Raw genomic sequence first — 18,920 nt, 5'->3', positions numbered from 1 at the left:
CTTTTTTATATATAAAGATATCACTCTTTTGTTTATGTTATAATGGGATGCGGAAAACAGAAGATACATAGTGAGGGATTAAATGATGGCTAGTTACACGCCTATGATACAGCAATACTTGAAAATAAAGGCAGAGCACCAGGATGCCTTTTTATTTTTTCGGCTAGGTGACTTTTATGAAATGTTTTTTGAAGATGCAAAAAAAGCGTCACAAGAGCTTGAAATTACACTGACGAGCAGAGACGGAGGTTCAGCTGACAAAATTCCGATGTGCGGCGTGCCTTATCATTCTGCGGCGGCTTATATTGAACAGCTGATTAAAAAGGGCTATAAAGTCGCGATCTGTGAGCAGACGGAAGATCCGAAGGCGGCTAAAGGCGTTGTGAAACGGGAAGTCGTCCAGCTGATCACGCCGGGAACCGTGATGGACGGAAAAGGCATTCATGAGTCGGAAAACAACTTTATCGCTTCCGTTTCCGAATTTCGTGACGGATACGGCCTCGCTTTATCGGATTTAACGACCGGAGAAAACCTGGCCGTATTTATTGAGCGGATTGAAGATGTCATGTCAGAGATTTATTCAGTCGGCGCCAAGGAGATTGTCGTCTCAAGCAAGTTTAATGAAAAGACAGCAGCCCAGCTGAAAGAACGGTGCGGCGCAACGATTTCCATCGAAGACGGAGAAATGACAGAACAGATCGAAATCGCAAAGCACTTGCCGGGCGAAGAGCTGACAAAGACGTTTATGCGTTTATATACGTATTTGCAGAAAACGCAAAAACGGAGTCTGGATCATCTGCAGCCGGTTCAAGTGTATGAATTGGAAGAAGCGATGAAAATTGACCTGTATTCCAAGAGGAATCTTGAACTGACGGAAACGATCCGTTCAAAAAGCAAAAAAGGCTCGCTGCTTTGGCTTTTGGACGAAACGAAGACAGCAATGGGCGGCCGGCTTCTCAAACAATGGATTGACCGTCCGCTGATCAGAGCATCCCAAATCGAAGAACGCCAGGAAATGGTTGAGACGCTGATCAATCATCTCTTTGAGCGTGAAGATCTGCGCGAGCGCCTCAAAGAAGTGTATGATTTAGAGCGTCTTGCGGGCCGGGTCGCATTCGGAAACGTCAATGCAAGGGATTTAATCCAGCTGAAAGAATCATTAAAACAGGTGCCGAGCATTAAAGAGCTTGTAGGGTCTCTTAACCATAAAAAAGCAAAAGAACGCGCCGGCTTGATTGATCCGTGCGGAGATCTGCTTGATTTGTTAGAGGATGCGCTTCATGAAAATCCGCCGTTATCTTTAAAAGAAGGCAACTTAATAAAAGACGGCTATCACCAGAAGCTCGATGAGTACCGTGACGCCAGCAAAAACGGAAAAGACTGGATTGCCAGACTGGAGCAGCAGGAACGCGCTTATACAGGCATCCGTTCATTAAAAGTCGGCTTTAATAAAGTGTTCGGCTATTATATTGAAGTCACAAAAGCAAACCTTCATCTGCTTGAGGACGGGCGGTATGAGCGGAAGCAGACGCTCACAAACGCCGAACGGTACATTACGCCGGAATTAAAGGAAAAAGAAGCGCTTATTTTAGAGGCGGAAAACAACATTTGCGAGCTGGAATATGAGCTTTTTGCCGAACTGCGGGAAAAAGTTAAGAAATTTATTCCTCGTCTGCAGCGTCTTGCTAAGCAAATGAGTGAGCTGGACGCGCTGCAATGCTTTGCCACGATCAGTGAAAACAGGCATTACACAAAGCCCGTCTTTTCTGATAACGAGGTCAAAGTCATTGAGGGGAGACATCCTGTCGTTGAAAAAGTGATGGACAGTCAAGAATACGTGCCGAACAATTGCCTGATGGGCGATTCACGGGAAATGCTCCTGATTACGGGTCCGAATATGTCAGGTAAAAGCACGTATATGAGACAGATCGCACTCTTGTCCATCATGGCTCAGATCGGCTGTTTTGTGCCCGCAAAAGAAGCGGTTCTGCCGATTTTTGATCAAATCTTTACGAGAATCGGGGCTGCGGACGATTTGATTTCCGGACAAAGCACCTTTATGGTGGAAATGCTGGAAGCGAAAAACGCGATTGTAAACGCCACAAAAGACAGCCTGATCCTGTTCGATGAAATCGGACGCGGGACATCAACGTACGACGGAATGGCGCTGGCACAGGCAATTATTGAATATGTTCATGATCATATCGGCGCTAAAACACTGTTCAGCACGCATTATCATGAACTGACGGTGCTTGAAGATAAGCTCCCTCAGCTGAAAAACGTTCATGTGCGCGCCGAGGAATATAACGGCACGGTCGTGTTTCTTCATCAAATTAAAGAAGGAGCCGCAGATAAAAGTTACGGCATTCATGTCGCCCAGCTTGCTGAGCTCCCGGATGATCTGATCAGCCGCGCACAGGAGATCTTAAAACAGCTTGAGCAGACAGGAGATAAACCGGAGCTTCCGGCGGCCCCTGAGAAAAAGCCCGCCGTCAAAGAAGAACCGGCACAACTGTCCTTTTTTGCTGACAGTGATAAAAAACAGAAGGCACCGGCTGTTTCTCAAAAAGAAAAACAAGTGCTTGAAGCCTTCAAGTCAATCAATATTCTTGATATGACGCCGCTTGAGGCGATGAATGAAATGTACAAGCTGCAAAAAAAATTAAAATAGAAAGAGGTGACGGACTTGGCAAAAGTCATCCAGCTGTCAGATGAACTTTCAAATAAAATAGCGGCAGGTGAGGTGGTGGAACGGCCTGCATCTGTCGTTAAAGAATTGGTGGAAAACGCCATCGACGCAAACAGCACAGTCATTGAAATTGATATAGAGGAAGCGGGACTTTCGTCGATTCGGGTGCTTGACAACGGCGAAGGTATGGAAACCGATGATTGCAAACGGGCTTTCCGCCGCCATGCGACCAGTAAAATCAAAGATGAAAACGACCTGTTCCGGGTGAGAACACTCGGTTTCCGCGGAGAAGCTTTGCCAAGTATCGCGTCTGTTTCTCATCTGGAAATCAAAACGAGCATCGGCGAGGGAGCGGGAACTCATCTCATTCTTCAAGGCGGTAATATCATTTCTGAACAGAAATCCTCCAGCAGAAAAGGAACGGAGATCATCGTTACCAACCTGTTTTTCAATACACCCGCCAGATTAAAATATATGAAAACCGTGCATACGGAACTCGGCAATATTACGGATGTCGTCAACCGGATCGCCCTTGCGCATCCGGAAGTATCCATCCGCCTCCGCCACCAGGGGAAAAATCTTCTGCAGACAAACGGCAATGGAGACGTGCGCCATGTGCTGGCCGCGATTTACGGGACGGCGGTTGCGAAAAAAATGATACCGCTCCATGTCAGCTCGCTTGATTTTGAAGTCAAGGGCTACATTGCGCTGCCGGAAATCACGCGTGCATCCAGAAACTACATGTCATCTGTCATTAACGGAAGATACATTAAGAATTTCCCGCTTGTAAAAGCGGTGCATGAGGGCTATCACACGCTTCTGCCGATCGGCCGCCATCCGATTACGTTTATCGAAATTACGATGGACCCGATTTTAGTCGATGTCAATGTCCATCCGTCGAAGCTTGAAGTCCGCCTCAGCAAGGAGACGGAACTGCATGAGCTGATCCGTGACGGGATAAAGGAAGTATTTCAAAAGCAGCGGCTGATTCCGAGCGCCCAGCTTCCGAAAAAATCAGCGCCGGCGCCGGTCAAAAACGAACAGCAATTCATAACGTTCGAGGAAAGTGCCCCTGAGCGGAAACTGCCGGAAAAAATGCCGGAACCGTCGTACTCGCCGATGAAGCTGAGTTCGGTCGTAAAAGAGCCGGCTTCGGTAATAGAAGAAGAGTTCCTCCCGAAGGAAGCGGATGATGACGTGCTGTCGGAGATCAGCATGCCGGAACCCGAAGCGCCTGTTTCCGATATTCCGGAGCCTGAAGAGGAGGCTGTCTCTGAAGAGATACGGGAAGAAAGGGTGCCGGTGATGTATCCGATCGGCCAAATGCACGGGACCTATATTTTAGCCCAAAACGAAAACGGGTTATATATCATTGACCAGCATGCTGCTCAAGAGCGGATTAAGTACGAATATTTCCGGGAAAAAGTCGGGCAGGTTGAGCCTGAAGTGCAGGATATGATCGTGCCGCTCACCTTTCATTATGCGGCAAATGAAGCGCTGATTATTGAACAGCACCAGCAGGAGCTTGAAAGCGTCGGGGTATTTTTAGAAGCATTCGGCACGAACAGCTATATCGTCCGATGTCATCCGGCCTGGTTTCCAAAAGGAGAAGAAGCTGAATTGATTGAAGAAATCATTCAGCAGGTGCTTGACGCCAAACGGATCGACATTAAAAAGCTGCGGGAGGAAGCGGCCATTATGATGAGCTGTAAAGGCTCGATCAAAGCGAACCGCCATTTGCGCAACGATGAAATCAAAGCGCTCTTGGACGATCTGCGCCGAACGACAGACCCGTTCACATGCCCGCACGGCCGGCCGATTATTATTCATCACAGCACGTATGAGATGGAAAAGATGTTTAAACGCGTGATGTAAAAGGGTTCTGTGTGGGATGTACCCCTCGTGCCCACATTTTCTCCACTGATTTTTAGCTGTTTAGGTATTTATCAAACCGATTAATGCTGAATATCTTTTCAAAAGCCAAGAAAGGATCAACAAGCCTATTTCCCGGTCGATGGCTTATAAGATTCTGATGGCTGCTGCTGAGCATGTCGGTTTGGATGATATAGGCATACACACGTTGAGGAAAACATTCGGATACCATTTTTACAGGCAAACAAAAGACGTTGCCATACTGCAGGAGATTTTCAACCACTCTGACCAGCGGACAACCCTTCGATACATTGGAATTAACCAGGATGCCATGAACAACGCTATGAAGAAATTTAAAATATAAGCAGGCTCATCTCATAAAAAGATGAGTCTTTTTTTTTCGCACATTTTTATTGATTCCCTTCAAAAAGCAAACGTGGAATTTATTTTAGGGATATCGCTTGAAAACAAGGGTGGCAAGGGCTGGCAGCACTTCGGGCAGTTGCACAGTATATAAGATATGAGTAATTCGTGGATTGTGTGGATAAATGGAAAAATTGGGCGTTTTTCGTGGTATCATCGTGTTACAGGAGGTGAGCGGCATGAGTAGAGGCGCAACAGGTTCAGCGTTAGAAGAGAAAGGCATGGTTTGATAGAACGATACTAAGTAATGAAGGGGTGAGCGGGATGACAGCAGCAGAGCAAAAAGGAATGTACTAAAACAATTTTGGCAGAAAGATGGCACGATAACGGCACACCATTTTGTTTTAGATAAGTTATTATGGTAGTAGGTAATAAATCAAGGGAGCGGCACTGCTGATGAGCGGGGTCGCTTTTTTTATGTTCCCTGTAAACTGTTCCCGGTAAATCGTTCGACAAATTTTGCAAGCAGTTCCTTTGTCACGCTCTTTCACCGATAATAAAGCAGGGGTGATAAAATGAATTTAGAAACTATAAAGAAGTCAGTTGTATATTTGAAATGTTTTAGCGATGATGATCAAGATACTGGTACAGCTCTCTTTGTTAAAAAAGAGAATAAAACGTACTTAATTACTGTGAGGCATTTAATTTTTAGTAATAAGACTAAAGAATTATTTAACACTGTCATGAAAGGAATGAATTACAATGAAAAAAGAGACAGTCTTGGGTTGGACGAAATTAGAAATTTCAGCTTGAAGCACGTAGTTTATGAGGAAAATGTGTATGATATGGATTTAGCGATAATATCGCTAAATTTTGAAGAAACAAAAGGGTTTGCACGCCATCTAGAATCTGCAGGATACAAGCCGTTAGATTTGGTATATTTTAATAATAAAAAAATAAAAGAAGGAGACGATATCTATTTAATAGGCTATCCACTTTTCAGTAATTTGGGGGGAGTTAATCCAGCTTTAGGTAACTATCATTTACCTATTTTATCCTCTGGGAAAGTTGCGATGTACCATGAAGATTTTAATTATTTTCTAGGCAATATTTTTAACTACGGTGGTTTTAGCGGAGGCCCAGTTATTTGGAATAACAAAATAAGTGGAATCTGTGTTTCTCAGGAAGCAAATCCTTTGTTTAACCAAGATGGTGAAATTATAACTCTTATCAGATACCCAATGACTTATATAAAAAAGGCAGAATGTATATTCCGACTTCTAGAAAGAATGCAAAGTAATGAAAAATAAAAAAAGCACCTTAACTAGGTGCTTTTTTATATTCTCTGTAAACTGCGTCCGGTAATTCTCAGGATAGACAATCGGCGGTTAACGGCTTGAGTGCGGGTGCAGTTTAGAAAGAATATATCCAAGTGCTTTCCCAATAGGGAGGGCGCTTTTTAATTGGAGGGATTAACCTTGTCCGAAGACAATTTGTACGTTGATCAATTTAAAGCGTGGCGCACTGAACAAGAACTTCTTTTAAAACAGATTAATTATGACATTGAAATCAGTAAAAGGAAAATCGAATTGAACGAGAAACAAAAGCAGTTGCACCTGCAACGCGTGAATATAGGAATTCAGGAATTCAATAATTGGGCAAAAACTTCTAATCGTGACGAAAGACTGGAGCTATTAAAGGAGGGTCAAGCAGATTGAAGAAAGCATTGAAGCCTTGTAATGAACCAGGATGTCCTAGCCTAATGCGAGAGGGTTACTGCGAACAGCACAGGCGAACCAAGCCGGCCTATGATCAATACCGGGAGTCTGCTGCCAAAAGGGGGTATAACAGCAAGTGGAGGCAGGCGCGTGCTGGCTACCTGTCCAAACATCCGTTATGTGCCGCTTGCTTGATGCAGGGCAGAAGAACCCCGGCAACAGTTGGCGATCATATCGTTCCGCATAAAGGTGATGTGAAACTATTCTGGGATTCAAGTAAATACAGCCCCTACATTGTGCCCCCGTGCCACGGCCGAAAGACAGCCAAGGAGGTGAGGGAATGACCAGACCGCGGCAACCTTTAGATTTGTTACTTTACCAAGCTTTTAATCAATCAGGACAAGCTATTTAAGTAATACCGGCAAGCTTCCAGTGATTTAGAGGATGTATGTGCTGCATTTTCCTGTTGGTCCGAAGACGAAAATTGCGGAGTACAATTTGAAATCAAAAAGGGGCCCTCTCTTTATGAGGACCCTAATCCGATTTATCTCCATCTCCAATTTATTTCGTTATCTTCTTCATAGATACCGGGCAAGGAAATGCCTACTTTTTTATACTCATCATCAACAATAAACCAATTATCATCGTCTAATAGATCATCGTCAAACTTCTCAATTGCAGAGGGATTATCTTCATCTACTACAGCTCTAAAAAAGTCTTTGAAGTTTTCCATCTTCTCATTAGGGATGATCTTCCCATAAGCCCAAGGCCCTTCTACTGCAACCCCTTCAATTTTACCTAAACACTCATTTTGATAGTAAAGAAACATATGCGTATGCGTCACTCCTTAGAAAACATTTTGAAGTATTCTTTTGGTATCTCACCTTTAACAAAATATTCAGTATCTCTATTTGTCCATTTGAGGGCTTTATTTTTCCAATTGTCTGTTTGTCTCGTATCGTTTTTTATAAGTCTCTCAATTTGTTTAGGATTAAGGATGGCAACTCCTTTTAGCTCACCAGAACGTATTGCTTTTCGAAGAGAGGATATGTCCAATTCAATAGTATGATCTCCGTAACCTTTTGCAATCTTTTTGTTGACTGTAAAGCTGGTGTATGGACTATTTGATTTTCCGCCTCTTCTATATCCTCCTAAAATATGTTCCATTACAGTTACCTGACGACCTTTATACATTCCACTTTTGTTAGCAGGTATTAAGTTTCCGGTTTCAGGTGATATATAAGATTTGCCGATGCCATTCTCCCTTTTTGCAGCATAGGGGAAATTTTCTCCTCTGTACAGGTTAGAAGGTTTTCCTGTTCCAGCGTTTGCCTTTAACACTTTTCCTGTCCCAATCATACCTATAGGGCTGATTGCAGCCAATGCTTGATGGAATCCGTTTTCCTGTCTCTCATCAGATATTTTATTCCCGAACATATCCCGGCCGGTTACAGCCTCGCCAAACCCATTTGCAGACGCAAGCCCGTATAATCCTTTCTCTGAATTATGAAGAGCTTTAAAGGTTTTTGGAGTTTTATATATTTCGAGCGCTTTATCTGCTTTGTAAATTGCTTTTCCAGTTGAATAGATTGCCTTTCCGCCTTTAAAGATACGGCCGGCCCACCCGACAATTGGAATGTAACCAGCGGCTGCCATTCCCCCGGCTGCGACTCGCTGACCAGCAGTGAGTTTTTCACCTGTGACTGGGTCAACTCCATCAGCCGCTCTTTTATAATCATAATACCCAGTAGCTTCTCCTGTAAAATTACAAACGACATCCCATGTTTTTTCGTACCAAGGCCTGTTCGCGAGCTCTTCCTGTTCCTTCGCAATTCTTCTTTCTTCTGCCTGCTGTTTTTTGAACGAAAGATATTCCGATGATTGTTTATGTAATCCTGCTTGCATCTGATGGATTTCACTTTCCCGGTACGCCTTGGCATTATAGTTGAGCGGGGTGGCGTTTTTGCCTTTCCCTGTCGCATCTTGTAATGCCTGAAAATCTGCCATAATGAACGCCTCATTAGCTTCTGACAGCCCATATTCATTTGAAAGGTTGTTATCCAGCTCACCAATTTTATGTATTGTATCTCTTTTTGTTGTATCAGAATCCTCTAATTTTTGATCCGCGTTATCGGTTGAAAAGAGATCGAGCGGCAGTATATCTGCGATTTCATCAAGGATACCTTTCATTTCATTACGCTGCTCTTGCATAATCGCTTTTGATTTATCAAGTGCGTGTGTCAATTCATGTTCAAGGAAAGATTCTTCCACATAAGAATCTGAAAGCCCGGCATCTTCAATCATAGCTTCTATGCTTGTGAGAAACGCAATTTTCATATCAATTAATTCAAGCCATTCATCTGTGACGCCAGCGTGATCTTGAAATAAAGCTTTGATGTTGTCGGCGCCTTTGCCCGAAAAATCGCTGTCGCCCAGGTCTGTCATGCCTTGGAACGCATTTTTCAGGTTCGTCATTTGGCTGCGCAATTCTTTGTATTCAGTTGCGCGTTGTTTGGCGGCAGAAAGCAGGGTGGTTGCTTCAAAGATTTTCATGATCATATCCTTTCGCGATAATATGTTATTCAAAATTTTACCATGATGATAGCCGGAGTAAAATGAATTCGTTAAGAATTCACCGAGAATATAAGTTCTGATATAGTTTATCCGAGGTTAATATAATGAGGGAAATGTCAAAAGGACTTACCGAGAAGATCACGAGCAAGTGGTTTTCTTAAAAGGATACAAAAAATATATGAGCAACATCGATTTAAACTTGTTTTAACGTTTCCATCATTGTTTAAAGGGTCAAAAGATTATAAAAGTAATCGAAAATCTAGGTGATTATCATGAGTTTTATGAGTACCTCCTTTTACAAATTCACAGGGAGATGGTGAAAGAATTTAAATAAAATTTGAATTTGGTGAGCTGACAATCTAAAAGTCAAAGGGGACTAGTAATTAGCCCCCCTAAATTTAGTTCTTCCTGCGTTTTTTTCTGCTTTTGATTAAACTGAAAACCACTAAGAGAACCACACCGACAGCAACAACATAAAATGAAATTTCTGCTGCTGGGGTGTTAATATTTTTAAGAATAAGGACAAGTCCTATTAAAACTATAGGAATGATGTAAGTTAGAATTTTTATCGCTTTTGGGCTTGGTTCAGCGTTTCTTTTATTTTCCATAATTACCTCCCGTCTAAAGCTTAACACAGGTTAAATTTGATCATCACCAACAATAGTCCCGTTTAAAGGGGGAAAACATAAGAGTTTAAGTCATCCATCAAGCGGCGTACGTGCCGTTTGGTTCAGAAGATACTTTATCTTTCTGGCATAAAAGATTACTCAGGAGAGAATGCACCGGCTGTTCCAAGTTTTGGACTGAATTCTGGCAAAAGAAAGTGAAGAAACAACATCTTGTGTGTGAATTACGTCGTATTTTTTCTGATTCGAATTGTGCGTTAATGCCAACTCATAAGCATAATATTGAAATTCGGTGTAAGGAACTAAGGTATTCTGATATATTTTGAGGAAGCCGTATGGGTTTAGTTTAGCTTGAAGAAAAGGATTGAAATAAGAATCAAGATTGAGAGTCATTTAAAGACTGATTTTCCTCTCCGGCTATTTCGGCAATTCCTTGTTTTTATTCTTTTTATCCGAAAATTATACCATTCTTCATTTTCTGAATAAAATCTCCTAAAGTATTCATGTAAATGAATATTCTTATTTCCTTATATATTACGATAACAAATTTTAAAAACCGGCGGCTGGTTCTTTTGGTTGATTTGAACAGTTTTTCATCTTTACCGGAAAATCCATGGAAAAACGCGGTGTCATCTGGTAAAGTGGTTACAGCCGGCTGGGCGGCAGCAGCAGTCTGTCCGGATCTTTTGAATGGGAATGGTGACAATGGATCATACATATGAAGTGCATCAAATTAAAACCTATCACCAGATGTGGTCAAACTATTGTTATATTATCGCAGACCGATCAAAAAAATCTGCGATAGCGGTGGACCCGTCCTGGGAAATCGGCAAAATAACCGATAAACTGCATGAATTGGATGTTGATTTATCAGCTGTTTTATTAACACATTCACATTATGACCATGTAAACTTGGCGGAGCCGCTTCAGCAAATCTATCACTCTGATGTATACATGTCGTCGGCTGAAATCGATTACTATCAATTCCGGTGCAGAAACTTAATAGCGCTTGAAGACGGACAGACCTTTGCGGCGGGGGGATTTATCATCAAGAGCATACTGACTCCGGGACATACGGCCGGAGGGATGTGCTATTTGCTTTCTGATCACCTTTTTACCGGTGACACCGTGTTTACCGAAGGTTGCGGTATATGTGAGGACAGAGGCAGTTCTGCGGAAGATATGTTTAACAGTATACAGCGGATCAAAGCCTCCATTCCGCCGCACGTGCGAGTATATCCTGGGCATTCTTTCGGGGAGAAACCGGGTCAAAAAATGGAGAGTCTTTTGAAAAACAATATTTACTTTCAAATTGACAAAAAAGAACATTTCGTGAATTTTCGCACCAGAAAAAATCAAAAAGGGCTGTTTCATTTTAAGTAGCGTATAATTTAGTTCTATTTAACTGCTTTTTCTTTCGGGATTAGAAATATCTGAAATAAAAAGATAGTAATTGCTTTCTTTTTGTTGATTTATGCCTGATTAACAGGGGTTTGCGGGAAGGAGCGCAGAGCAGGCTGGGTGGGACATTCTGCTTATATCTGTTCCGAAAGACCTAAACACGCCTTCTCCTAGGAAAAAATAGGCATTCTTCAGGAGTCCGCATAGGATAAATTAACTTGACATGGTATTTTTGTGAAGTTACTATCAACTTGAATATGCTTCTTATCTGAATCCGAGAAAGGATGGCTGAGAAAATGATTACATACTTATTCCCAGGACAAGGTTCTCAAAAACAGGGAATGGGAAGTTCATTGTTTGATGAATTTAAAGACTTAACTGAGCAGGCTGATGACACACTCGGATATTCTATGAAACGGCTTTGTCTTGAGAATCCGTATTCCAACCTTCACAAGACGCAGTTCACTCAGCCCGCTTTATATGTAGTCAACGCGTTAAGCTATTTGAAAAAAATCCAAGACAATGACATAAAGCCGGATTATGTGGCCGGCCACAGTTTGGGAGAATATAATGCGCTGTTTGCCGCAGGCGCTTTTGATTTTATTACGGGCTTGCAGCTTGTCCGTAAAAGAGGCGAATTAATGAGTATGGCCACTGACGGAAAAATGGCCGCCGTTATGGGATTAACTGCACCTCAAGCGGCAGACGCCCTTCAAACGAACGGATTACATACGATTGATATTGCCAACATGAATTCTCCTCATCAAGTTGTCATCTCCGGACGAAAAGAAGACATTGAAAGAGCCAAAAGCGTATTCGAAGAAATAAAAGATGTGACGATGTTTCATCCGTTAAACGTAAGCGGCGCTTTTCACTCGAGATATATGAGTGAAGCAAAACAAGAGTTCGAAAAATTTTTACAGTCATTTCATTTTTCTGCTATATCAATTCCTGTCATTTCTAACGTGCATGCCAGACCTTATGAACAAGACGAAATCCCCTCCGTTCTGGCTGATCAGATCGACCATTCAGTACGATGGCACGACAGCATCCGCTATCTCCTGAACATCGGGCGGATGGAATTTGAAGAAGTCGGCCCGGGCCATGTGCTGACAGGACTTATTCACCGCATCAAAAAAGAAACTGAAACTTTACCCGCGATGTAGCGGAACATAAGACAAAATTCTTTTCTCACACAACATTGCCCAGTCATACAACATCACGATCACTTCACTTCACGACATCACGAAACACTCACGAATCAATATTTCAAAAAAACATATAGCGAAAAGGAGAACAAATGAGCCAGCCAATTGTTTTCATGTTTTCCGGACAGGGTTCCCAATATTATCACATGGGAAAAGAGCTGTTTGCACATAACGCCGTTTTTCGGCAGAAAATGCTCGACTTGGACGATTTTGCCGCCAGCCGTTTCGGTGTTTCTGTCCTTAAAGAGATTTATCATACAGCCAACCGTCTGTCCGATCCATTTGACCGCCTTCTTTTCAGCCATCCCGCCATTTTTATGGCTGAGTATGCACTCGCGTATGCTTTGGAACAAAAAGGCATACGTCCCGATTGTGTAATCGGAGCGAGCCTCGGTGAATATGCGGCGGCCGCTGTGTCGGGTGTGCTCAGCCCCGAAGACGCATTAGATTGCGTGCTGGAACAGGCCGAAATCATTACGGAAACATGCCGCAATGGCAGCATGCTTGCGGTACTGGGGAATCCGAAATTATACCAAGATGACCCGCTGCTCCATGAAAATAGTGAATTGGCCGCTGTTAACTATCAATCTCACTTTGTCATCTCCGGAGAGCGGGGACACATCAGAAAAATCATCGACGACCTGAGAGAAAAGCAGATTCCTCATCAGCTGCTGCCGGTATCATATGGGTTTCACTCAGCGATGGTTGATCAGGCGGAGCATCCGTACAAGCGCTTTTTGGCTCGGAAATCAATCCGGACTCCGTTTATTCCGTTCATTTCCAGTGCGACTGGAGAGGCTGAGACGGATATTCAAGCGGACTTTTTCTGGAATGTCGTCAGAAAGCCGATTCGATTCCGCGAAGCGCTTCAAGTTGCTGAAAGCCGTGAAAAGGGATTGTATATTGATGCCGGGCCTTCCGGAACATTGGCCGCATTTGCCAAACAGATTCTTCCCGCAGGATCGGCTGAACGCATCCGTACTATTATGACGCCGTTCCATAAAGAACAAACCCATTTGCAGCAAATCGAAGACATCATTTTATCATCGCCCGGAAGGAGACTGTAAGATGATCAGCTTTGTTTTTCCCGGCCAAGGTTCGCAAAGAATAGGGATGGGAGAGGAGCTGTTCGGCCGCTACCCTGAATTAACTGCAAAGGCCGATCACATTCTCGGATATTCCGTTCAGGATCTGTGCAGGGACGGAGAACGTCTCAATCAGACTCAATTCACTCAGCCGGCACTCTATGTCGTCAATGCCCTGAGTTATTTGAAAAAAACAGAAGAAACCGGCTTGAAACCGGATTTTACCGCCGGACACAGTTTAGGAGAATATAACGCGTTATACGCCTCGGGGGCCTTCGATTTTGAGGAAGGCTTGCAGCTGGTCAAAAAGAGGGGCGAACTGATGAGCCGCGCAAAAGGAGGCGGCATGGCAGCGGTGATCGGTCTGACTCATGGGCAGGTGACGGACGTTTTAAGAGAATCTCAATTACATATGATTGATATCGCCAACATGAACACACCGCAGCAAATTGTCCTTTCCGGATATAAAGAAGATATTGAAAAAGCCGCAGCCGTATTTGAATCTGTAAATGGCGTGAAAATGGTTCACCGCTTAAATGTCAGCGGCGCTTTTCATTCCAGATACATGCTGGAGGCGAAGGAGGAGTTTTCACGGTTTATTGAATCTTTCCATTTTAAGCCGCTGTCCATTCCGGTCATTTCAAATGTGACGGCAAGACCTTATGAGCAGAGAGAGCTGAAAGAGACACTCGCCGCGCAAATAACGGGGTCTGTGAACTGGACAGACAGCATCCGTTTCTTAATGGGACGAAAGAACATGAGCTTTGAAGAAATCGGTCCCGGAAAAGTGCTGACCGGGCTGATTCAAAGAATTACAGCTGAAGCGAAGCCGATAACAGATGAAATCAAAGCTCCGGCTGCGGCTGAAAAAAGCTCAATTACGGCGGCATCTTTAGGAAATGAAGAGTTTAAAAGTGATTATCGGCTGAAATACGCCTATCTGGCCGGCGGCATGTACCGCGGAATCGCTTCGAAGGAGATGGTCGTCAGGCTGGCCAAAAAAGGAATGATGGGCTTTTTCGGAACGGGCGGATTGAGCATCGGACAGACGGAGGACGCCATTTTGTCAATTCAGCATGAGCTTCGTGACGGCGGTTCCTTCGGCATAAATGTTGTACATAATATGAAGCATGCAGATTCTGAAGAAAAAATGGTTGACCTTTTACTGAAGCATGGGGTGCAGAATTTGGAAGCATCAGCATTTTTAACGGTTACTCCCGCTTTAGTCAGGTTTCGCGCTAAGGGGTTAAAGCGAGGTGCTGACGGACAAGTGACAGCGCGTCAGCGGATTATCGCCAAACTGTCCCGTCCGGAAGTAGCGGAAGCGTTTCTCAGCCCGGCGCCTGATCATATGTTGCAAAAGCTTGCAGCCGAAAACAAGATTACCGCTGAAGAAGCGAATCTGATGAGAGAAATACCCGTTGCGCATGACATCTGCGTGGAGGCCGATTCGGGCGGCCATACTGACGGCGGAGCTGCTTACAGCCTCATGCCGGCGATCGTCCGTTTAAGAGATGACATGATGAAAAAATATCGATACGGCAAAACCGTCCGTATCGGAGCCGCAGGGGGAATCGGAACGCCTGAGGCTGCCATGGCTGCATTTATGCTCGGCGCTGATTTTATTGTGACCGGGTCCATTAACCAATGCACCGTTGAAGCGGCGACAAGCATTCCCGTCAAGGATCTGCTTCAGCAGATGAATGTACAGGACACGGCTTACGCGCCGGCCGGCGATATGTTTGAATCAGGCAGCAAAGTGCAGGTATTAAAGAAAGGACTGTTCTTCCCGACCCGCGCTGCTAAACTGCATGAACTGTATCAGCGTCACGGCTCAATCGAAGAAATTGATGAAAAGACAATCAGACAAATAGAAGATAAGTATTTTAAGGCAAGTGTAAGCAGTGTTTATGAAAAAGTGAAGGCGCACTATTCGAGAGAAGACATTTCAAAAGCCGAACGGAATCCGAAACAGAAAATGGCGCTCATATTCAAATGGTATTTCAGGCAAAGCTCCGCCTCGGCGATTAAAGGAGATCCCGATGCCAAGGTAGATTACCAGATTCATTGCGGTCCGGCATTGGGAGCCTTTAATCAATGGGTGAAAGGTACGGAGCTGGAATCCTGGAAAAACCGCCATGCTGATGGAATCGGCCTGCTGCTGATGGAAGAGACGGCCTCGCTTTTGAATCAGAAGTTACGTTCATTTTTGCAAACGTGTTGACAAGACGAAATGATAGATTGAAAACATGGAATATTCATAAAAAGAATGAAACAGGGAGGAACTGACAATGAGTAAAGATAGAATCTTTGAATTGCTGCAGAACACAATTTACGAGGTTTTGCCTGATTTAGAAGGCGAACAGCTCTCACATGAAGACCGTTTAGTTGATTTGGGGGCGGATTCAGTGGATCGTGCAGAAATTATCACAATGATGCTGGAGGAATTATCTTTGCAGATCCCGCGTGTGGAGCTGACAGGAGTCTCAAACATCGGCGAATTGGCTGAAAAGCTTTATGAAAAGGTACAGGCCGTCTGATAAAACGGCGCAAAAATCGGAAGCTCAAAATTCATATTGGAGGCGAAGTTCATGACTGCTGCCGGAATAGAAGCGATAAATGTGTTTGGCGGGACGGCATACCTCGATGTCATGCAGCTGGCGGAGTACAGAAACTTAGACCCTGCCAGATTTGAGAATTTACTGATGAAAGAAAAAGCGGTGGCGCTTCCTTATGAAGACCCCGTTACATTCGGCGTTAACGCGGCAAAGCCGATTATCGACCGATTGACAGAGGCTGAAAAAGATAGAATCGAGCTGCTGATTACCTGCTCGGAGTCCGGCATCGACTTCGGAAAATCACTCAGTACATATATTCATGATTACTTAGGCCTCAACCGGAACTGCCGTTTATTTGAACTGAAGCAAGCCTGCTATTCAGGAACGGCGGGCCTGCAGATGGCGCTTAACTTTATTTTGTCACAGACGTCCCCAGGAGCGAAAGCGCTTGTCGTTGCGACGGATATTTCCCGGTTTTTAATTGCCGAAGGCGGCGATGCGTTAAGCGAAGATTGGTCTTACGCAGAACCGAGCGCCGGAGCGGGTGCCGTCGCCTTATTGATCGGTGAAAATCCGATCGTATTTCAGGCGGATGCCGGCGCAAACGGCTACTACGGCTATGAGGTGATGGATACATGCCGCCCGATCCCGGACAGTGAAGCCGGTGACGCCGACTTGTCATTGATGTCTTACCTTGATTGCTGTGAACAGACATTTCGCGAGTATAAAAACCGTGTGCCGGGCGCCGACTACAAAGAGACGTTTCACTACCTTGCCTTCCATACACCGTTTGGCGGCATGGTAAAAGGAGCCCACCGGACAATGATGCGCAAGCTTGCAAAAGCGAAAAACGCTGAGATCGAACAGGATTTTCAAACAAGGGTAGAGCCGGGGCTCCGCTACTGCCAACGAGTCGGAAACATTATGGGCGCAGCCTCTTTATTGGCTCTTGCCAGTACGATTGACCAAGGGGCATTCGGCACTTCTAAACGGATCGGCTGTTTCTCCTACGGGTCAGGATGCTGTTCGGAATTTTACAGCGGCGTTGTGACGCCTGAGGGACAGGCGCGGCAGCATTCTTTCAAGATAGAAGAGCATCTGAACGACAGATACAGGCTGTCCATGGAGGAGTATGAAGAACTGTTTAAAGGCAGCGGTTTGGTGAAGTTCGGTACCCGGAATGTCAAATTGGATATGAATATGATTCCGAACATTTTAGACCATCATGCCGGGAGCCCTCGTTTATATTTGGAAGAAATCACGGAATTTCATCGGAAATACAGGTGGATCCCGTGACCTATGAGACGATAAAGGTCCGTTTTCAGCAAAATGTCTGCTTCATCACCTTTGATCGGCCTGAAGCCAACAATACGATTAATGAGCGTTTAGTGGAGGAATGCCTGCATGTTCTTTCTGAATGTGGGGACTCCGTCACCTCCGTAGTGCTTGAAGGGCTGCCGGAGGTATTTTGTTTCGGGGCGGATTTCGATGAGATGTACGAGAAAATGAGACAGGGCATGCAGCATGCGGAATCACAGGAGCCGCTTTACCGTTTGTGGCTGGCATTAAAATCCGGGCCGTACATCACCATCGCCCGCGTGCGCGGAAAAGTAAACGCGGGAGGTGTCGGATTTGCCGCCGCGTGCGATATCGTCATCGCAGATGAGAGTGCTTCATTCAGTTTATCTGAACTGTTATTCGGGCTCTATCCCGCCTGCGTTCTGCCGTTTTTAATTCAAAGAATCGGATTTCAAAAGGCGCATTATATGACGATTATGACAAAGCCCGTGCCGGCAAGGCAGGCGCTTGAATGGGGACTTTGCGACGTATGCGTTTCGGACAGCGCAACAGAGCTGAGAAAGCATTTGCTGCGCCTTCGTCCGCTGTCGAAAAAAGCAGTCATCCGCTATAAACGATACATGGATTCCTTAAACGACCTTGTTCATCGTTCGAAATCCGCTGCTTTAGCCGAAAATCAAGCGATGTTTTCAGATCCGGATAACCAATCAGCCATCATCCGTTATGCAGAAACGGGGCGGCTTCCTTGGGAAACGGAGAACAGTTAGGAGGATATCATGCCGAACGCCGCAGTTGAACTGCTCGAACTTGAACCGGAAATTATCCAAGTGACAATGCAGGATAAAACCCACAAAAATGCCTTCTCCAAAGAGCTGACGGATGGATTGATGGAGGCTTTCGCCCGTGTTAAAAAATCGTCCGTCTATAAAGCTGTGATTTTAACAGGCTACGGCCATTACTTTGCTTCCGGAGGCACACAGGAAGGCTTACTGAGGATTCAGCAAGGCATCACGAAATTTACGGAAGACCGCATGTACTCTTTGGCGCTGGAATGTGATATTCCCGTCATTTCCGCCATGCAGGGCCACGGAATCGGAGGCGGGTTTGTCATGGGGCTTTTCAGTGATTTTGTCATTTTAAGCAAAGAAAGCGTGTATACCGCAAACTTTATGAAATACGGCTTCACCCCCGGAATGGGCGCTACCTTCATCGTTCCGCAGAAGCTTGGGGCAAGCCTCGGACATGAAATGCTGTTAAACGGAGGCCATTACCGCGGCGGTGATCTGGAGAAAAGAGGGGTGCCTTTTCCGGTGCTTCCGAGGCAGGAAGTATTGGGATACGCACAGGAACTGGCCCGTGAGCTGGCGGAAAAACCGAGAAACTCGTTAATCACATTGAAAAGGCACTTGGTGACGCCGTTTCGCGAGCAGCTGCCGGCCATCATTGAGAAGGAGTTAATCATGCATGACCAGACGTTTCATGATGATGAAGTGAAAAAACGAATCACGACGATGTACGGAGTATAAG

The 18,920-nt window shown here is 44.7% G+C and carries 16 protein-coding genes and 1 pseudogene; 14 read left to right on the top strand and 3 right to left on the bottom strand.

Translation table 11 applies throughout. From position 1 onward, the window contains the following. Positions 1-85 precede the first annotated feature (85 nt). The 6 genes and pseudogenes from mutS (at position 86) to AUL54_RS21615 (ending at position 6,986) form a co-directional block, all read left to right on the top strand. On the top strand, positions 86-2,671 hold the full coding sequence (gene mutS, locus AUL54_RS02100) for a DNA mismatch repair protein MutS (protein WP_060962755.1): 2,586 nt from the start codon (positions 86-88) through the stop codon (positions 2,669-2,671). Positions 2,672-2,686: 15 nt separating this feature from the next. Beyond that, positions 2,687-4,564, top strand: coding sequence for a DNA mismatch repair endonuclease MutL (gene mutL, locus AUL54_RS02095; RefSeq protein ID WP_060962754.1), 1,878 nt, complete (start codon positions 2,687-2,689; stop codon positions 4,562-4,564). An 88-nt stretch (positions 4,565-4,652) separates the two neighbouring features. Beyond that, positions 4,653-4,925: pseudogene (locus tag AUL54_RS02090) on the top strand (tyrosine-type recombinase/integrase); the annotation flags it as partial. Positions 4,926-5,499: 574 nt separating this feature from the next. Then, complete coding sequence (locus tag AUL54_RS02085) at positions 5,500-6,234, top strand: S1 family peptidase (protein WP_060962753.1); 735 nt, start codon at positions 5,500-5,502, stop codon at positions 6,232-6,234. Positions 6,235-6,387: 153 nt separating this feature from the next. Next, positions 6,388-6,642 (top strand): hypothetical protein, encoded by a 255-nt coding sequence (locus AUL54_RS02080; RefSeq protein WP_235588396.1) that lies wholly within the window; start codon positions 6,388-6,390, stop codon positions 6,640-6,642. After that, positions 6,639-6,986, top strand: coding sequence for a hypothetical protein (locus AUL54_RS21615; RefSeq protein WP_060962751.1), 348 nt, complete (start codon positions 6,639-6,641; stop codon positions 6,984-6,986). The genes AUL54_RS02080 and AUL54_RS21615 overlap by 4 nt, the downstream gene beginning before the upstream one ends. A gap of 200 nt (positions 6,987-7,186) precedes the next feature. Here AUL54_RS21615 and AUL54_RS02070 read toward each other — a convergent pair whose 3' ends face one another. The 3 genes from AUL54_RS02070 to AUL54_RS02060 all read right to left on the bottom strand — a co-directional run bounded on the left by AUL54_RS02070 (position 7,187) and on the right by AUL54_RS02060 (position 9,824). Beyond that, the gene (locus AUL54_RS02070; protein ID WP_060962750.1) at positions 7,187-7,471 is read right to left on the bottom strand and encodes a hypothetical protein; all 285 of its coding nucleotides are present in this window, start codon (positions 7,469-7,471) and stop codon (positions 7,187-7,189) included. An 11-nt stretch (positions 7,472-7,482) separates the two neighbouring features. After that, a complete protein-coding gene (locus AUL54_RS02065; protein WP_060962749.1) occupies positions 7,483-9,195 on the bottom strand; it encodes a ribonuclease YeeF family protein in 1,713 nt (570 codons plus the stop codon). A 419-nt stretch (positions 9,196-9,614) separates the two neighbouring features. Then, complete coding sequence (locus AUL54_RS02060) at positions 9,615-9,824, bottom strand: hypothetical protein (RefSeq protein ID WP_060962748.1); 210 nt, start codon at positions 9,822-9,824, stop codon at positions 9,615-9,617. 723 nt (positions 9,825-10,547) lie between these two features. Between AUL54_RS02060 and AUL54_RS02055 the strand changes: the two genes are divergently transcribed. The 8 genes from AUL54_RS02055 (at position 10,548) to AUL54_RS02020 (ending at position 18,919) form a co-directional block, all read left to right on the top strand. Continuing rightward, positions 10,548-11,225: an MBL fold metallo-hydrolase gene (locus AUL54_RS02055; protein ID WP_060962747.1), complete on the top strand. Its 678-nt coding sequence runs from the start codon at positions 10,548-10,550 to the stop codon at positions 11,223-11,225. A gap of 314 nt (positions 11,226-11,539) precedes the next feature. Continuing rightward, positions 11,540-12,409, top strand: coding sequence for an ACP S-malonyltransferase (gene fabD / locus AUL54_RS02050; RefSeq protein WP_060962746.1), 870 nt, complete (start codon positions 11,540-11,542; stop codon positions 12,407-12,409). Positions 12,410-12,543: 134 nt separating this feature from the next. Continuing rightward, the gene (locus AUL54_RS02045) at positions 12,544-13,518 is read left to right on the top strand and encodes an acyltransferase domain-containing protein (RefSeq protein ID WP_060962745.1); all 975 of its coding nucleotides are present in this window, start codon (positions 12,544-12,546) and stop codon (positions 13,516-13,518) included. Between the two features lies 1 nt (position 13,519). Further along, complete coding sequence (fabD, locus tag AUL54_RS02040; RefSeq protein WP_060962744.1) at positions 13,520-15,760, top strand: ACP S-malonyltransferase; 2,241 nt, start codon at positions 13,520-13,522, stop codon at positions 15,758-15,760. 67 nt (positions 15,761-15,827) lie between these two features. Beyond that, the gene (locus AUL54_RS02035) at positions 15,828-16,076 is read left to right on the top strand and encodes an acyl carrier protein (RefSeq protein ID WP_060962743.1); all 249 of its coding nucleotides are present in this window, start codon (positions 15,828-15,830) and stop codon (positions 16,074-16,076) included. Positions 16,077-16,127: 51 nt separating this feature from the next. Continuing rightward, positions 16,128-17,390, top strand: coding sequence for a hydroxymethylglutaryl-CoA synthase family protein (locus AUL54_RS02030; protein WP_060962742.1), 1,263 nt, complete (start codon positions 16,128-16,130; stop codon positions 17,388-17,390). Then, a complete protein-coding gene (locus AUL54_RS02025; RefSeq protein ID WP_060962741.1) occupies positions 17,387-18,160 on the top strand; it encodes an enoyl-CoA hydratase/isomerase in 774 nt (257 codons plus the stop codon). The genes AUL54_RS02030 and AUL54_RS02025 overlap by 4 nt, the downstream gene beginning before the upstream one ends. 9 nt (positions 18,161-18,169) lie before the next feature. After that, entirely contained in the window at positions 18,170-18,919 is a 750-nt protein-coding gene (locus AUL54_RS02020) for a polyketide synthase (RefSeq protein WP_060962740.1), read from the top strand. The last annotated feature ends 1 nt before the right edge of the window (position 18,920 follow it).

This window comes from Bacillus sp. SDLI1 (genome assembly GCF_001553895.1).
Classification (GTDB): Bacteria; Bacillota; Bacilli; order Bacillales; family Bacillaceae; genus Bacillus; species Bacillus siamensis.
The sequence above is the reverse complement of the archived record's forward strand: the minus strand, read 5'-3'. Positions and strand labels throughout refer to the sequence as shown.